This is a genomic window from Eikenella glucosivorans (genome assembly GCF_016025525.2).
Taxonomy (GTDB): Bacteria; Pseudomonadota; Gammaproteobacteria; order Burkholderiales; family Neisseriaceae; genus Eikenella; species Eikenella glucosivorans.
This window is the reverse complement of record NZ_JACSGR010000005.1, coordinates 194,235-207,672: the sequence shown is the minus strand read 5'-3', so window position 1 is coordinate 207,672 and position 13,438 is coordinate 194,235. Positions and strand designations below refer to the sequence as shown.

Below are 13,438 nucleotides of genomic sequence, written 5' to 3'. Positions count from 1 at the left end.
TTTTTCAGGTAGCCTTCTGCCTAATCGGCCAGTGGGGCGAGCATCTGGGCAAATGCCTGCCCGAATTGCGCGAGGCCGTCTTGCTGGATCCGGGCAGCTAACGTTTCGAGGTCGATGCCTAAGGCGGCGATTTCGTCCAAAACCGGCTGGGCGGGCTCGGCTGGGTGGGAGAGCGCATCGGTAGGGCGGCCATGGTCGGCAAAGGCTTCCAGCACGGCGCCGGGCAGGGTGTTCACCGTATGAGGGGCGATCAGATTATCCACATAGAGGGTGTCGGGGTAGGCAGGGTTTTTCACGCCGGTGCTGGCCCAGAGCAGGCGGGCGGTGGGCACGGTATCGCCCGGCTGGCTGAATTCGTTCTGCCAGTCCCGATAGGCGGCCTGGGCGAGGGCGAGGGCGGTTTTACCTTGCAGGTGGGGCGGCAGCTGTGGGTCGAGCGCGCTGTCGATGCGGGAAATGAAGAAGCTGGCCACCAATTGCGGCGCGGGCTGGCCGGCGCGTTGCGCGAGGCCTTGGCGGTAAGCGGCATAGGCACGCAGGGTTTGGGCGCGGGAGAAGAGCAGGGTGAGGTTGATGTGGATGCCGTCGGCCACCAGCTCGGGCAGGGCGGCAAGGCCGGCATCGGTGGCGGGGATTTTGATCATGGCGTTGGGGCGGCCGATCAGTTTCCACAGGCGGCGGGCTTCGGCGATGGTGCCTTCGGTGTCGTGCGAGAGTGCGGGGTCGCATTCGAGACTCACCAGGCCGCTGTTGCCTTCTGCGGCAAACTGCGCGGCAAATACATCGCAGGCGGCCTGCACATCGGCGATGGCGAGGGTTTCGTAGCGTGCCTTGGCAGAAAGCGGCTGCTGCTTCAATTCAGCGATTTCGGATGTGTATAATGTGTCGTTGGCCAGGGCTTGGCGGAAGATGGCCGGATTGGACGTTACACCGCTCACGCCGCGTTGTTGCAGTTTGGCGAGCGAGCCGGAGCGCACAAGGGAACGGGAAAGGTTGTCGAGCCAGATCTGCTGGCCGAGGCGTTTGGTTTCCTGCAAAATATTCATATGGTTTAAGCCTGATTGCAAATGATAGAAAATAAGAGCGCCGGCGTTTGTTCCGCCAAACACCGGCAGACCCCGCAAATTACCCGATTCCGGCAGCCGCCGCAAGCCGGAAAGTAAAACACAAAAGAGCAGAGAAAACAGTATGACCACCGAACAGCAATATCTCATCCATGCCCGCGAAGTGTTGGCAATCGAGGCCGACGCCCTGCGCGCCTTGTCTGATTCCCTAGATGCCAGCTTTGCCCGCGCCTGCGAAGCCCTGCTCGCCTGTGAAGGGCGCGTGGTGGTGAGCGGCATCGGCAAGAGCGGGCACATCGGGCGCAAAATTGCCGCTACGCTGGCCTCCACCGGCACGCCCGCCTTTTTCGTGCATCCCGCCGAAGCCGCGCACGGCGATTTGGGCATGATTGTGGACGGTGACGCAGTGCTCGCTATTTCCCATTCCGGCGAGAGCGACGAAATCGCCGTGATCCTGCCCGCGCTCAAACGCAAAAACATCACCCTCATCGCCATGACCGGCCGCCCTGAATCCACGCTGGCGCGCCATGCCGACATCCACCTCACCGTGGCCGTGCCGCAGGAAGCCTGCCCGCTCGGCCTCGCCCCCACCAGCAGCACCACCGCGGCGCTGGCGCTGGGCGATGCGCTGGCCGTGGCACTGCTGCGCGCCCGCGCCTTCACGCCGGATGATTTCGCTTTGAGCCACCCCGCCGGCAGCCTGGGCAAACGCCTGCTGCTGCAAGTGGCCGACGTGATGCACGCGGGCGACGAGCTGCCCATGGTGCGCCTGGACACGCCTTTTGCCGACGTAATCGTGCGCATGAGCGAGAAAGGCCTGGGCATGGTTACCGTGGCCGACGAAGCCGGCTACCTGAAAGGCATCTTCACCGACGGCGACCTGCGCCGCCTGTTCCAGCAGCAGCGCGATTTGTCCGGTCTCACTGCCCAAGCCGTGATGGGCGCCAACCCGAAAACCATCACCCCCGAGCGGCTGGCCACCGAGGCGCTGAAAACCATGCAGCAAAACCGCGTGAACGGCCTGCCGGTGTGCGATGCGGAAGGCAGGCTCCTGGGTGCGCTGAATATGCACGACCTGCTCAAAGCGCGGATTGTGTAGCGCGGCTGCGCTAATCGAAGGCTACCTGAAAACTTAAAGCAGGATTTCAGGTAGCCTTTTGCTAAATTGCAGTTATCCGGCATACAACTCGCCAACACGCTTTCAAGGCTCGTACGCAAGGCACGGTGATGCCTTGGCAGACTGAATAGGCCGCCAAATGCTGCCTGGAAACGATGCCTTGGCGCAGCAAAGTTGAATTGCTGCGAAGTCAAAGCGGGTGGTTTCAGCAAAGCTGGAAATTGCTGGCAAATTTTCAGGTAGCCTCTGCCGGGGCTACCTGAAAAATATTTGGCTGTTGATATGGCTTTGTCTCGTTTGATGCAGTGCCCGTTTGTCTTTTGCACGGTAATTTAATTTTATTGGCGTTTTGTTTTAACTTAGTTGGAATTTTGCTTTCAGACGACCACAAGAAAGAATAATGCAAAGCGGTTTATTGCGTATGAAGTGTATTTGCTTCGATAAAATTGCCTGCCTGCCGATGATGCCCGCTTGACCTGACGGGCGCTTATTCTTTACGATTGCTTGCAAAACCTGCCGCAGCCGACAAAACGGTGTTTTTTGCCGCAAAACAGAGGCCTGGCGTGCCGGATAGTGAACAAGTTGTCTAAAATCGGCTTGGTTCGGCGGGGCGGGAAGATGGGCGGCGAAGGCTGCCACCCGCGGCGGTGAGCGAATTGTTGCAGAAAGGCTGCAACGGGTAATTTGCCAATCTGAAATATAGTTGAAGCGATTGTTAGTTAGGGGCGGTCGGGATCAGCCGGCCGCCGCCTGTTTTCAAGAGGTATCCGAACGTGTCTAATCAGCAAAATTCCAAGCGCGAAACCTTCTCCAACCGGCGGGCGTTTATGTTTGCCGCCATCGGCTCCGCAGTGGGTTTGGGCAACATCTGGCGCTTTCCTTATGTGGCTTATAAAAACGGCGGCGGGGCGTTTATCCTGCCGTATTTGGTGGCGCTGCTCACGGCCGGCATCCCGCTGCTGTTTCTGGATTATGCGGTGGGCCACCGCTACCGCGGCTCGCCGCCGCTGGCTTTCCGCCGCCTGAACCGCAAGTTTGAAACCATCGGCTGGTGGAACGTGCTGGTGAACGTGCTCATCGGGCTCTACTACGCGGTGATTTTGGGTTGGGCGGCGAGCTACACTTATTACTCGCTCAACGCGGCTTGGGGCACGGATCCTTCTTCCTTCTTCTTTAAGGATTACCTACAGATGGCATCGGATGTGTCGGCGCAGATGCAGTTTGTGGCGCAGGTAACCGTGCCGCTGGTGCTGGTGTGGTTGGCCACGCTGCTGATTCTGGCCTTCGGTGTGCAGAAGGGTGTGGCTCGGGCTTCGGCGTTTTTCATGCCGCTCTTGGTGGTGATGTTTGTACTCTTGGTGGCGATTGCGTTGAGCCTGCCGGGCGCGGCTAAGGGCCTGGATGTGCTGTTTACCCCTGATTGGGGCAAGCTGGCCAGTTCGGATGTGTGGATTGCGGCCTATGGGCAGATTTTCTTCTCGCTCTCGGTGTGCTTCGGCATCATGATCACTTATTCTTCCTACATGAAGCGCAGCTCGGATTTAACCGGCACCGGTATGGTGGTGGCCTTTGCCAACAGCAGCTTTGAATTGCTGGCCGGCATCGGCGTGTTTGCCGCGCTGGGCTTTATCGCCACGGCCAGCGGGCAGCAGGTGGGCGACGTGGCTGCCGGCGGCATCGGCCTGGCCTTTATCGCCTTCCCCACCATCATCAACCAGGCGCCGTTCGGTGCGCTGATCGGCGTGCTGTTTTTCGGCTCGTTGGTGTTTGCCGGGCTCACTTCGCTGATTTCGGTGCTGGAAGTGGTGATTGCGGCGGTGCAGGACAAGCTGAAAATCGGCCGCGTGGCCGCCACGCTGGCGGTGGGCGTGCCGATGATGACGGCTTCGGTGCTGCTGTTCGGCACCACCACCGGCCTGCCGGTGCTGGATGTGCTGGATAAATTTGTGAACACCTACGGCATCGTGGCTGCGGGCTTCCTATATGTGCTGTGCGTGGTGCTGGGGCGCAACTTGGCTGTGCTCACCCGCCACCTGAACAAAACTTCTTCGCTGAAAGTGGGCAAAACCTGGCTGCTGTTTGTGGGCGCGGTCACGCCCTTGGTGCTGGGCACGATGCTGTTCACCGACACGCGCTCGCTGCTCACGGAAGGCTACGGCGGCTACCCGGGCTGGTTTGTGGGCATTTACGGCTGGGGCACGGCCATCGGCGTGGTGGTACTGGCTTTCGGTCTGTCATTTTTGCCGTGGCGGGCGGATGCTGATTTGGATGTAAGCGAAGACGATGAAGGAGAAGAATAATGAGCACGATTGCGATGGTGATGATGGCGGTGGCGCTGGTGGTGATTTGGGGCGGCCTGGTGGTGTCCCTGCTGCGCTTGCCGGAGGATGAGAGCAAACATCAGGATTGATGCGGCTTTAATCGGAAAAATAGAGGCTACCTGAAATTTTCAGGTAGCCTGTTTATATGCGGCAAAAGCAGGTGTCGGTAGTTTCTGGAAAGTATCCTGACGTTTCAGCTAAGCTGAATATGCCGCACCCAAAGCTGCCGCATGATGGGGGTGATGTTGAACATGTCGTCGCAGTCGTCGTCGCGCAGCGGCCAATAGCGCGCTAACGGGTGGAAAACCTGTCATTGCTGCGCCAGCAGGATGCAGACGGTGTGCTCGATTTGCTCTTGGGAAGGGAAACGGCCGGTTTGCTAGGCGGCGATGGATTGGGGCAGGCGATTGGGGTTGGCGTTGTGTAATTTCCCAGTCTTGTATGCCGAGTGGTAGTTGAGGCCGAGGGTGCGGCTGAGGTTTGCGTAGAAGGGCATGATTTGGACAGGCTTTGCTTGGATAGGCTGTGATAAAGGCTACCTGAAAACCTCCAAATGGTTTTCAGGTAGCCTTTTATTGTTGGGGTGTAGCTAATAGGGCAGCTGTTGCAGGCGGGCGATGCGGTCGTCGAGCGTGGGGTGGGTGCTGAACAGGGAGCGCAGGGCGTTGTCGTTGATGCCCATGGCGCTCATGTCTTGCGGCAGGCCGCCGGTGCTGCCTTTGAGCCGTTGCAGCGCGGCAATCATTTTCGGCGCGCCCACCAGCTTGGCGGCGCCCGCATCGGCGCGGTATTCGCGCTGACGGCTGAACCACATCACAATGATGCCGGCAATCCAGCCGAAAATAACCTGGAACACCATGCTCACCAGCAAATACACGCCCTGGCTGCCGCTGCTGTTTTGGTTTTGCCGCAGCGAGGAAGCCACCGCACCGGCAATCAGGCGCGAGAAAAACAGTACGAAGGTGTTCACCACGCCCTGAATCAGCGTGAGCGTAACCATATCGCCGTTGCCCACGTGCGCCATTTCGTGTGCCAACACGGCTTCCACTTCATCGCGGGTCATGCTGCGCAGCAGGCCGGTGCTCACGGCCACCAGCGAATTGTTGCGGCTGGCGCCGGTGGCGAAGGCGTTGGGCTCGGGCGCGTCGTAAATCGCCACTTCGGGCGTTTGCAGGTTCCACTGCCGCGCCTGGGCCTGCACCACGTTGAGCAGCCAGTGTTCGGTTTCGCTGCGCGGCTCGCGGATCACGTGCGCGCCCACGGCATGTTTGGCGGTGCTTTTCGACATGAGCAGCGAAATCAGCGAGCCGGCGAAACCGGCCACGGCGGAGAGGATGAGCAGGCCGCTGAGGTCTTGCGGGTTGGCGCCGAACAGCCCGAGCAGGAGGCGGACGGCCAGCAAGACGGCCATGTTGGTAGCGAGGAAGAGGAATATGCGCTTCACGATGGTTTTGCTTGGGTGGTGGGTGGTTTGGAGGCTACCTGAAAAATGCTGCGGCTGTTTTTGGTTTGGCAGGGATTAATCTTCTGCCATGCCAGAACATGGCTTTCATTTCGTTTGAGCTTCGCTGAAGCTTAAGTTTTCAGGTAGCCTTTAGGTGCTGCTATTCTAATCTAAAATCCAGTTAAATCCACTATCTTTGCCAGCTTTTAATCCGGCTGCAGCCGTTAATCCAGCTGGGCGACGGTTTTGCCGATGCCGCGCAGTTGGGCGAGTTTTTGTTCCACCGCCTGCTGCTGGCGGCGGAATTCGGCCAGCTCGGCGGTGGTGAGGCGTTTGGCGGGCAGGGCGACGCCGGCGGGATTGACTGGCACGCCGTTGAGGCGCACTTCATAGTGCAGGTGCGGGCCGGTGCTGCGGCCGGTGCTGCCCACGAAGCCGATCACGTCGCCGGCGCGCACGCGTTGCCCGGGGGCGGCGTTGGCGGAGAAGGCGCTCATGTGGCCGTAGAGCGTTTGCATGCTGTCGCTGTGGCGCAGGATGACGGCGTTGCCGTAGCCGCCTTTGGGGCCGCGGAATTCGACCACGCCGTCGGATGGGGCGTGGATGGGCGTGCCGGTGGGGGCGGCGTAGTCGATGCCGGTGTGCATGCGCAGGTAGCCCAGCACGGGGTGGACGCGGATGCCGAAGGGGGAGCTGATGCGGCTGCCGGGCACGGGCTGGGTTTCGAAGCCTTTTTTCAGCGGCTGGCCGTGTTCGTCGTAGTAGCGGCCGTTGCCGTCTTCGCCGAAGTAGTAGGCGCGGTAGAGCTTGCCTTGGTGGGTGATTTCCACGGCGAGGATGTCGCCCATGGAAATCTGCTGGCCGTGGAAGTAGTTGACGTTGTAGAAAATGCGCACGGTGTCGCCGGCGTCGAGCTTGTAGAGGTCGAGCCGGTTGCTGAAGAGTTCGCGCAGGGAATCGCGCACTTCGGCGGGGATTTCGGCGCGCGACATGGCGCCGGCGGTGGTGCCGCTGGAGCGGATGATGACGGATTTGAGCGTGGGGATGACGCTGGTTTTCACGTCGTCGGTTTTGGCCTGCCATTGCTGGTTGGCATACACCAAATCCACCAGCTGGGTTTCGCCGTTGTCGTCGTCGTTGAAAAACTGCACCTGAACGGGCTCCCGTTTGGCATTGAAACGGATGCTGACGATTTGGTCGGGTTGGAGGTGGGGCTGTTTGCCGCCGGATGAGGCGGTTTGGGCGAGATCCTGCACTTGGGCGGCGCTGAGGGCGAAGCGCTGGAGTACGTCGCGCAGGGAGTCGCCGGGCTGAACGACTTCGTCGCTCCAGTAGGCGGTGGCGGCGGTGCTGCCTTTGGCCTGCACGGGAGGCAGTTTTTCGGTGATTTGGGCGCTTTGTATGCGTTCGTCGGTTTTCGCACTGCCGGCCAATATGGCAATCAGCACAAACAGGCCGAGGAGCGCGGCGGCCAGATAGGCGGCCAGGCGGGCGCGGCGAGGCAGGCGGGAAAATCGGGCAAATAGGGCGGGCATGTGTTGCGGAAAGCTGGGCGGCGCGGGCGCCGGCATCGGGAAATCAAGGATGCGGTATTTTAATGGATAGGCCGCGGGGGCTGCCTGCCGTTTTGCGGTTTTTTACTTGCGCCCGGGGCGGGGTGCTGCCGGAATGAAACAGGGAGGGATGAGAATGAAGTGGATAGCGGTGTAGGGGAGCAGGCTACCTGAAAAACGGGGTTTATTCGGGATTTGGTTGCAGCAGGACAGGCTACCTGAAAACCTGTTGCGGATTTTCAGGTAGCCTGTTGGAATGCTTGGGTTTAGTCGTAGCGGCGGCAGCTGATGTTGGTGTCGGCGCAGAAGATGGCGTTTTGCTCGGCGGTGCAGGCGCGGCGCACTTGGGCGCGGGCGAGGCCTTCGTTGTGGCTGGTGGCTTCGTAGGTTTTGCGGAAGGGGGAGATGCTGCACACATACACGGGATCGCGGCCGGTGCGGTGCTCGATGATGACTTCGTTGGTTCGGCTGCCCTGAGATTGGTTGCGCTCGAGGATGGCGATGCGGTTTTCCAGGTCTGCAATGCGCTGCTCGAGGGCAGTGATGCGGGTGCTGTCGTTGGAAACGGCGGGGGCGGCGGAGAGGGTGGCGGGCAGGAGGGTGAGGATGGCCAGAGCGGGTAGGAGGTGTTTCTTCATGGGGGGTTCCTTGCTTGGGGAAGTTTGATTGTGCTGAGGCTGTTTTTCAGGTAGCCGGATTAGGGGGATAGGCTACCTGAAAATCGGGGAATAAAACAGGGTAGGTGTGAATGAATGGGGTGCCGGCGCTGTTTGATTTGGTTGGTATGTTTTCAGGTAGCCTGCTTTGGGCAAGAGGCTACCTGAAAAACTTGGTGGCCGTTACGCTGCCTTACACGCCGGTCAGGTTGCAGAGGTATTGCCACAGGAGGGGCACGGGGCGGCCGGTGGCACCTTTTTCTTTGCCGGATTTCCAGGCGGTGCCGGCGATGTCGAGGTGGGCCCAGGTTTGCTCTTTGGCGAAGTGGGCGAGGAAGGCGGCGGCGGTGAGGGTGCCGGCGGGGCGGCCGCCGATGTTTTGCAGGTCGGCGAAGTTGGATTGGAGCTGCTCGCCGTATTCTTCAAACAGGGGGAGCTGCCAGGTTTTGTCGCCGCTTTGGCGGGCGGCGGCGAGCAGGCTGTCGGCGAGGGCTTGGTTGTTGGCGACGAGGCCGCTGGCGATATGGCCTAGGGCGATGACGCAGGCGCCGGTGAGGGTGGCTACGTCGATGAGGGCGGCGGGCTTGAATTGGGCGGCGTAGGTGAGGGCGTCGCACAGGATGAGGCGGCCTTCGGCGTCGGTGTTGAGGATTTCGATGGTGGTGCCGTCCATGGCGGTAACGATGTCGCCAGGTTTGTTGGCGGCGGCGTCGGGCATGTTTTCGCAAGCGGGCACGATGGCAACAAGGTTAACGGGCAGCTTGGCGCGTGCGGCGGCAATGAAGGTGCCGATTACGCTGGCGGCACCGCACATGTCGAACTTCATTTCGTCCATTTCGGCGCCGGGCTTGAGGGAGATGCCGCCGCTGTCGAAGGTGACACCTTTACCGACGAGGACGACGGGCGCGGCGTTTTTGTCGGGCGCGCCGAAGTAGGAAAGTTCGATGAGGCGGGGCTCTTGGGCGCTGCCTTTGGCCACGGACCAGAAGGAGCCCATGTGCTCGCGGATGTAGTCGGTACCGAGGATTTTTGCGGAGGCGCCGGCGGCTTGGGCTTCGGCGCGGGCGGTGTCGGCTAGGTAGGCGGGGGTGCAGATGTTGCCGGCGGTGTTGCCGAGGTCTTTGCACAGGTTGATGCCGTGCAGCAGGGCTTGGGCTTGCTCGAGGGCGGTGCGGGCGGCTTCGTCGGCGGCGGGGGCGTAGAAGTCGGCTTGTTGGAGGGCGGCGGGTTTGGCGGTTTTCTTGAAACGGTCGAAACGGTACACAGCCTCGCCCAAGGCGGTAGTGAGCGCGGTGAGGGCGGCAGGCAGCTCGGCGGCAGCGAAAGCGCTCAAATCGATGGCGAGGGCGGGCTGTTTCTGCACCCAGGCGGCGGCGTGGCGGAAGGCTTTGGCGAGGGTGTCGCGCTCGGTGTTGCTAAGGCGGAGCACGGCGATGTCGCTGAAGCTGCCGTTGGCGGGAATGCGGGCGGCAGCGAAGGGTTCGCTGTCGCTCAGGCCGGCGTACAGCAGGGCGGCGGTGGGGTCGGCGGGGGTGGTGGTGCTGAGGTAGAGGCGGGCGGGGATGCCGGCGGGCAGGGCGGTGGGGTGGAGCTGGAATTGCATGACGGTTTCCTTTAATTGTCGCTGTGTGAATAAACAGGCTGGATTTTAGCGGCTGGGGTGGGCAAAGGCTACCTGAAAAATACCGCGCTGATTTTTTAGCTTCGCAGAAACTCAGCCTTGCTTCGCAAGACATCGTTTTCAGGTAGCCTTTATGTGCATGGGAACGGGTTACGATACCTGCTGCCGATACCATTCGATAAAGTCTTGCGGGGCGGTGAAGCCGATGAGCGGGCTGCTGCGGCGGCCGTCGGGGTGGATCACGAAGATGCCGGGCGGGCCGGGCAGGCCGTATTCTTTCAGCAGGGCGCGCTGCTCGGGGGTGTTGGCGGTGAGGTCGATTTGGAAGATGCGGTCGCCGGGGATGGCGGCCTGCACTTCGGGCTGGTTGAAGGTTTTGTGTTCCATTTCCTTGCAGCTGGCGCACCAGTCGGCATAGAAATCGAGCAGCACGGGTTTGCCGTCGGCCAGGGCTTGGCGCATGGCCTGGTCGAGCTGTTGCGGGGCGGTGAACACTTGATGCGCCTTCTCCTGCGGCGGCAGCAGGTTGAGCGCCTGGTGCAGGGCGGTGGGCTGCATGCGCACACTCTGCACGGCGAAAAACACGCCCCCGGCCAGCAGCACGCTGCCCAAACCCATGGCCAGCGGCTTGAGCTGGCGGGAACGCAGGTGTTTACCCAACAACAGCCCGCCGGGAATTACCAGCAGCAGGGCATATAGCGCCACGGTCACGCCATAAGGCAAGAAGGGTGCAGCCAAATACACGGCCACGGCCAAGAGGATGATGCCGAAAGCGTGCTTGATGTTGTTCATCCATGCGCCGGCCTTGGGCAGGATGTGGCCGCCGAATGTGCCCACCAGCATCAGTGGCAGGCCGGTGCCCAGCGCCATGCTGTATAAGGCCAGCCCGCCCAGCGCGGCATCGCCGGTTTGGCCGATGTAACCCAGAGCCACGGCCAAGGGCGGCGCCACACAGGGCCCGACAATCAGCGCCGACAGCATGCCCATCACAAACACGGAGGCCATTTTGCCGCCGGAAAGCCTGCTGCTCTGCTGCTGGAAATAGCTCTGGATAAAGGAGGGCAGCTGGATGGCGAACACGTCGAACATACCCAGCGCCAACACCACAATCAGCCCGGCGGCGGCCAGCACTACCCAAGGCTGTTGCAGCCACACGGTGAGCAGCGAGCCGGTGAGCCCGGCCAGCACGCCCACCGCGGCATAAGTTACCGCCAAGCCCTGCACATAAATGGCCGATAAAGCCAATCCGCGCCGTTTGCCGGCATTGGCCCGGTCGCCCACAATGATGCCCGACACGATGGGCAGCAGCGGATACATGCAGGCGGTAAAACTCAAGCCAATGCCGAAGCTAAAAAAAGCCAGCAGGTTTGCCCCCAAAGTGTCGCGCGAAAGGGAAAACGGGCTTTTGCGCGGCTGCGGAATCGGGCTTGCGGCGGGCGCGCCATCCTGCGGCACGGTAAAACGGTTACCGCCGGCCGGCGTGCCGGCATTGTTGCCGTAGATGCCCGAACCTTTGATTTCAATCGTTTGCGTTACCGGCGGATAGCATACGCCCGCATCGGCGCAGCCTTGGTAACTCAGCGTGAGGCGGTAGGCGGCGGGCGGCGGGTTTTGATAGGGCAGATTCACCGCCGCTTGGCGGTAGAACACGGTTTGCTTACCGAAAAACTCGTCTTCCTTTTCCTTCCCTGGGGAAAACTCGGCAGCGCCGAGCAGGCCGGCGGGCTCGGTGGCGGCGCTGATTTTCTCTTGATAGAGGTAATAGCCGTCGGCAATGGCGAATTGCACGGAAACGCCTTGCTCTTCCGCAATCACGGTGGGGCGGAAAGCCTGCTCCGCCGGCAGCAGGCTGTCGGCATCGATGGCCTGCGCCGCCAGGCTCGTGCCGAGCAGGGCGGGCAAAATAAGGAAACGGATAAATCGCTTAAACATGAAAGGCTACCTGAAAACAATGCTGCATCCAGTTAGATACTTTATCCCCCTACCGCATTGGTGCGCCTTGTATGGGAAATAAATTATTCAACTGCAAATATGCGCGGATTATAAGGAAATATTCCCCCCGCCGCCATGGCCTTAATTTAACAGGGCGATTAAACAGATTTACCCGGCCGGCCGGACGACAGCGGGATGCGGCGCCGGATTTTCCCCGGCCCATCCAATAGACGCAGCGGCCGCCCCATTTCTGACAGCACCCCGCCGAATGCCGTAAAATAATGTCGAGCGCCGAGTGCGCTTGAAAAACCCCGCTCCCGCCCCATTTGCCAGGGCAACCGTTTTATTTTTGCCGAGGAAAACCATGTCCCACCATAATCACCACCACCAACACGCCGAAACCGAACAGTCGCAACACGAAGCCGCCGCAGAAACCCCCGAACAGGCTGCGGACGAAATCCAGCCCGAAGCAAGCCCGGAGCAGCTCAAGCAGCGCATCGCCGAGCTCGAAGCCGAGCTGGCCGACATCAACAAATACCACCAGGCCGAGCTGCAAAACCTCAACCGCCGCCATCAGGAAGAAATCCAGTCTGCCCACAAATTTGCCGCCAAGAAATTTGCCGAAGAGCTGCTCAAAGTGAAAGACTACCTCGAAATGGCGCTGCAAGACCAAAGCGGCAACTTCGATGCCCTCAAAATGGGCGTGGAAATGACCCTCACCGAGCTCAAACGTGCCTTTGAGCAGGCGCAAATCAAAGAAATCCTGCCCCAGCCCGGCGAAAAGCTCGATCCGCACCGCCACCAAGCCTTCCAAACCGTGGAAAGCGATCAGGAGCCCAACACCATCGTCAGCGTGATGCAGAAAGGCTATACCCTGCACGACCGCGTGCTGCGTCCCGCCACCGTGTCTGTGGCCAAAGCGCCGGAGGCCTAAGGCTTAGAAGCGTAGGAATGGAATAAATTTCAGGTAGCCTCTGCCGCGTGCGGAGGCTACCTGAAAAATTTTGTACGGATAATCAAGCCAGGGCGCTGTGCAGCGGCACCACGTCGTTGTGCGGCTGCTGTTCGGCCTGCCATAAGTCATAAGCGGCCTGCATATTCAGCCACATGCTGCCGCTGGTGCCGAGCAGAATCGACAGGCGCACGGCCATATCGGCGGAAATGGCGGCTTTGCCGTTGAGGATGCGCGATAGGGTGGCGCGGGTAATGTTTAGGTGTTTAGCGGCATCAGTAATGCTGGTGCCGCCCAGATATTCGCGCAATACCAAGCCGGGATGAGGGGGATTGTGCATAGGCATAATTTTGATTCCTTAGTGATAATCTTGATAATCCACAATTTCGGCATTAGTGCCGTTGAATTTGAAGGTAACGCGCCAATTACCGTTTACCTTTACACTCCAATGGTTTTGCAGGTTGCCGCTTAGCTGGTGCAGCTTCCAGCCGGGGGCGTTCATATCTTGCGGGGATTTGGCGTGATCAAGGGCAAACAGGATGAGTTTGAGCTTGGGTGCATGTGCGGTTTGGATACCGGATTTGCTGCCGGTTTTAAAGAAAACTTCCAAGCCCTTATGTTTGAAACTGATGATCATGGCTGTCCTTTTGTATAGCGAAACTATACGGAGGCCGAGGTAGGATGTCAAATGGGATAAAAGGCTACCTGAAAAATACAGCGCAGTTTTGCGCAGCGATATTTTTCAGGTAGCCTTTTATCGTGCCGGGCTTGGCGGGAG

The 13,438-nt window shown here is 60.3% G+C and carries 12 protein-coding genes; 4 read left to right on the top strand and 8 right to left on the bottom strand.

What is annotated here, in order from left to right; all coding sequences use genetic code 11:
* Positions 1–20 precede the first annotated feature (20 nt).
* Complete coding sequence (gene tal / locus H9Q10_RS07850) at positions 21–1,046, bottom strand: transaldolase (protein ID WP_197903401.1); 1,026 nt, start codon at positions 1,044–1,046, stop codon at positions 21–23.
* Positions 1,047–1,188: 142 nt separating this feature from the next.
* Here tal and H9Q10_RS07845 point away from each other — a divergent pair, with 142 nt between their 5' ends.
* The 3 genes from H9Q10_RS07845 to H9Q10_RS07835 all read left to right on the top strand — a co-directional run bounded on the left by H9Q10_RS07845 (position 1,189) and on the right by H9Q10_RS07835 (position 4,591).
* Positions 1,189–2,163 (top strand): KpsF/GutQ family sugar-phosphate isomerase, encoded by a 975-nt coding sequence (locus tag H9Q10_RS07845; RefSeq protein WP_197903400.1) that lies wholly within the window; start codon positions 1,189–1,191, stop codon positions 2,161–2,163.
* 791 nt (positions 2,164–2,954) lie between these two features.
* Positions 2,955–4,481, top strand: a complete 1,527-nt coding sequence (locus H9Q10_RS07840; RefSeq protein ID WP_197903399.1) for a sodium-dependent transporter — start codon at positions 2,955–2,957, stop codon at positions 4,479–4,481.
* Positions 4,481–4,591: a methionine/alanine import family NSS transporter small subunit gene (locus H9Q10_RS07835; protein WP_197903398.1), complete on the top strand. Its 111-nt coding sequence runs from the start codon at positions 4,481–4,483 to the stop codon at positions 4,589–4,591. The genes H9Q10_RS07840 and H9Q10_RS07835 overlap by 1 nt, the downstream gene beginning before the upstream one ends.
* Positions 4,592–5,091: 500 nt before the next feature.
* On the opposite strand, the gene htpX is transcribed toward H9Q10_RS07835, so the two are convergent.
* The 5 genes from htpX to dsbD form a co-directional block, all read right to left on the bottom strand.
* The gene (htpX, locus tag H9Q10_RS07830) at positions 5,092–5,946 is read right to left on the bottom strand and encodes a protease HtpX (RefSeq protein ID WP_197903397.1); all 855 of its coding nucleotides are present in this window, start codon (positions 5,944–5,946) and stop codon (positions 5,092–5,094) included.
* Between the two features lie 224 nt (positions 5,947–6,170).
* Complete coding sequence (locus H9Q10_RS07825; RefSeq protein ID WP_197903396.1) at positions 6,171–7,481, bottom strand: peptidoglycan DD-metalloendopeptidase family protein; 1,311 nt, start codon at positions 7,479–7,481, stop codon at positions 6,171–6,173.
* Between the two features lie 284 nt (positions 7,482–7,765).
* Positions 7,766–8,137 carry a hypothetical protein gene (locus tag H9Q10_RS07820; RefSeq protein ID WP_197903395.1) on the bottom strand — a complete coding sequence of 124 codons (372 nt, stop codon included), beginning with the start codon at positions 8,135–8,137 and terminating at the stop codon, positions 7,766–7,768.
* Positions 8,138–8,348: 211 nt separating this feature from the next.
* Positions 8,349–9,758, bottom strand: a complete 1,410-nt coding sequence (locus H9Q10_RS07815) for a leucyl aminopeptidase (protein ID WP_197903394.1) — start codon at positions 9,756–9,758, stop codon at positions 8,349–8,351.
* 168 nt (positions 9,759–9,926) lie between these two features.
* On the bottom strand, positions 9,927–11,708 hold the full coding sequence (dsbD, locus tag H9Q10_RS07810; protein WP_197903393.1) for a protein-disulfide reductase DsbD: 1,782 nt from the start codon (positions 11,706–11,708) through the stop codon (positions 9,927–9,929).
* 364 nt (positions 11,709–12,072) lie between these two features.
* On the opposite strand from dsbD, the gene grpE reads away from it, so the two are divergent.
* The gene (gene grpE / locus H9Q10_RS07805) at positions 12,073–12,642 is read left to right on the top strand and encodes a nucleotide exchange factor GrpE (RefSeq protein ID WP_197903392.1); all 570 of its coding nucleotides are present in this window, start codon (positions 12,073–12,075) and stop codon (positions 12,640–12,642) included.
* A gap of 82 nt (positions 12,643–12,724) precedes the next feature.
* Here the strand turns inward: grpE and H9Q10_RS07800 are convergent, their stop codons facing one another.
* Both H9Q10_RS07800 and H9Q10_RS07795 read right to left on the bottom strand, forming a co-directional pair.
* The gene (locus tag H9Q10_RS07800) at positions 12,725–13,006 is read right to left on the bottom strand and encodes a HigA family addiction module antitoxin (RefSeq protein WP_197903391.1); all 282 of its coding nucleotides are present in this window, start codon (positions 13,004–13,006) and stop codon (positions 12,725–12,727) included.
* A gap of 12 nt (positions 13,007–13,018) precedes the next feature.
* Positions 13,019–13,297, bottom strand: coding sequence for a type II toxin-antitoxin system RelE/ParE family toxin (locus tag H9Q10_RS07795; protein ID WP_197903390.1), 279 nt, complete (start codon positions 13,295–13,297; stop codon positions 13,019–13,021).
* Between the last annotated feature and the right edge of the window lie 141 nt (positions 13,298–13,438).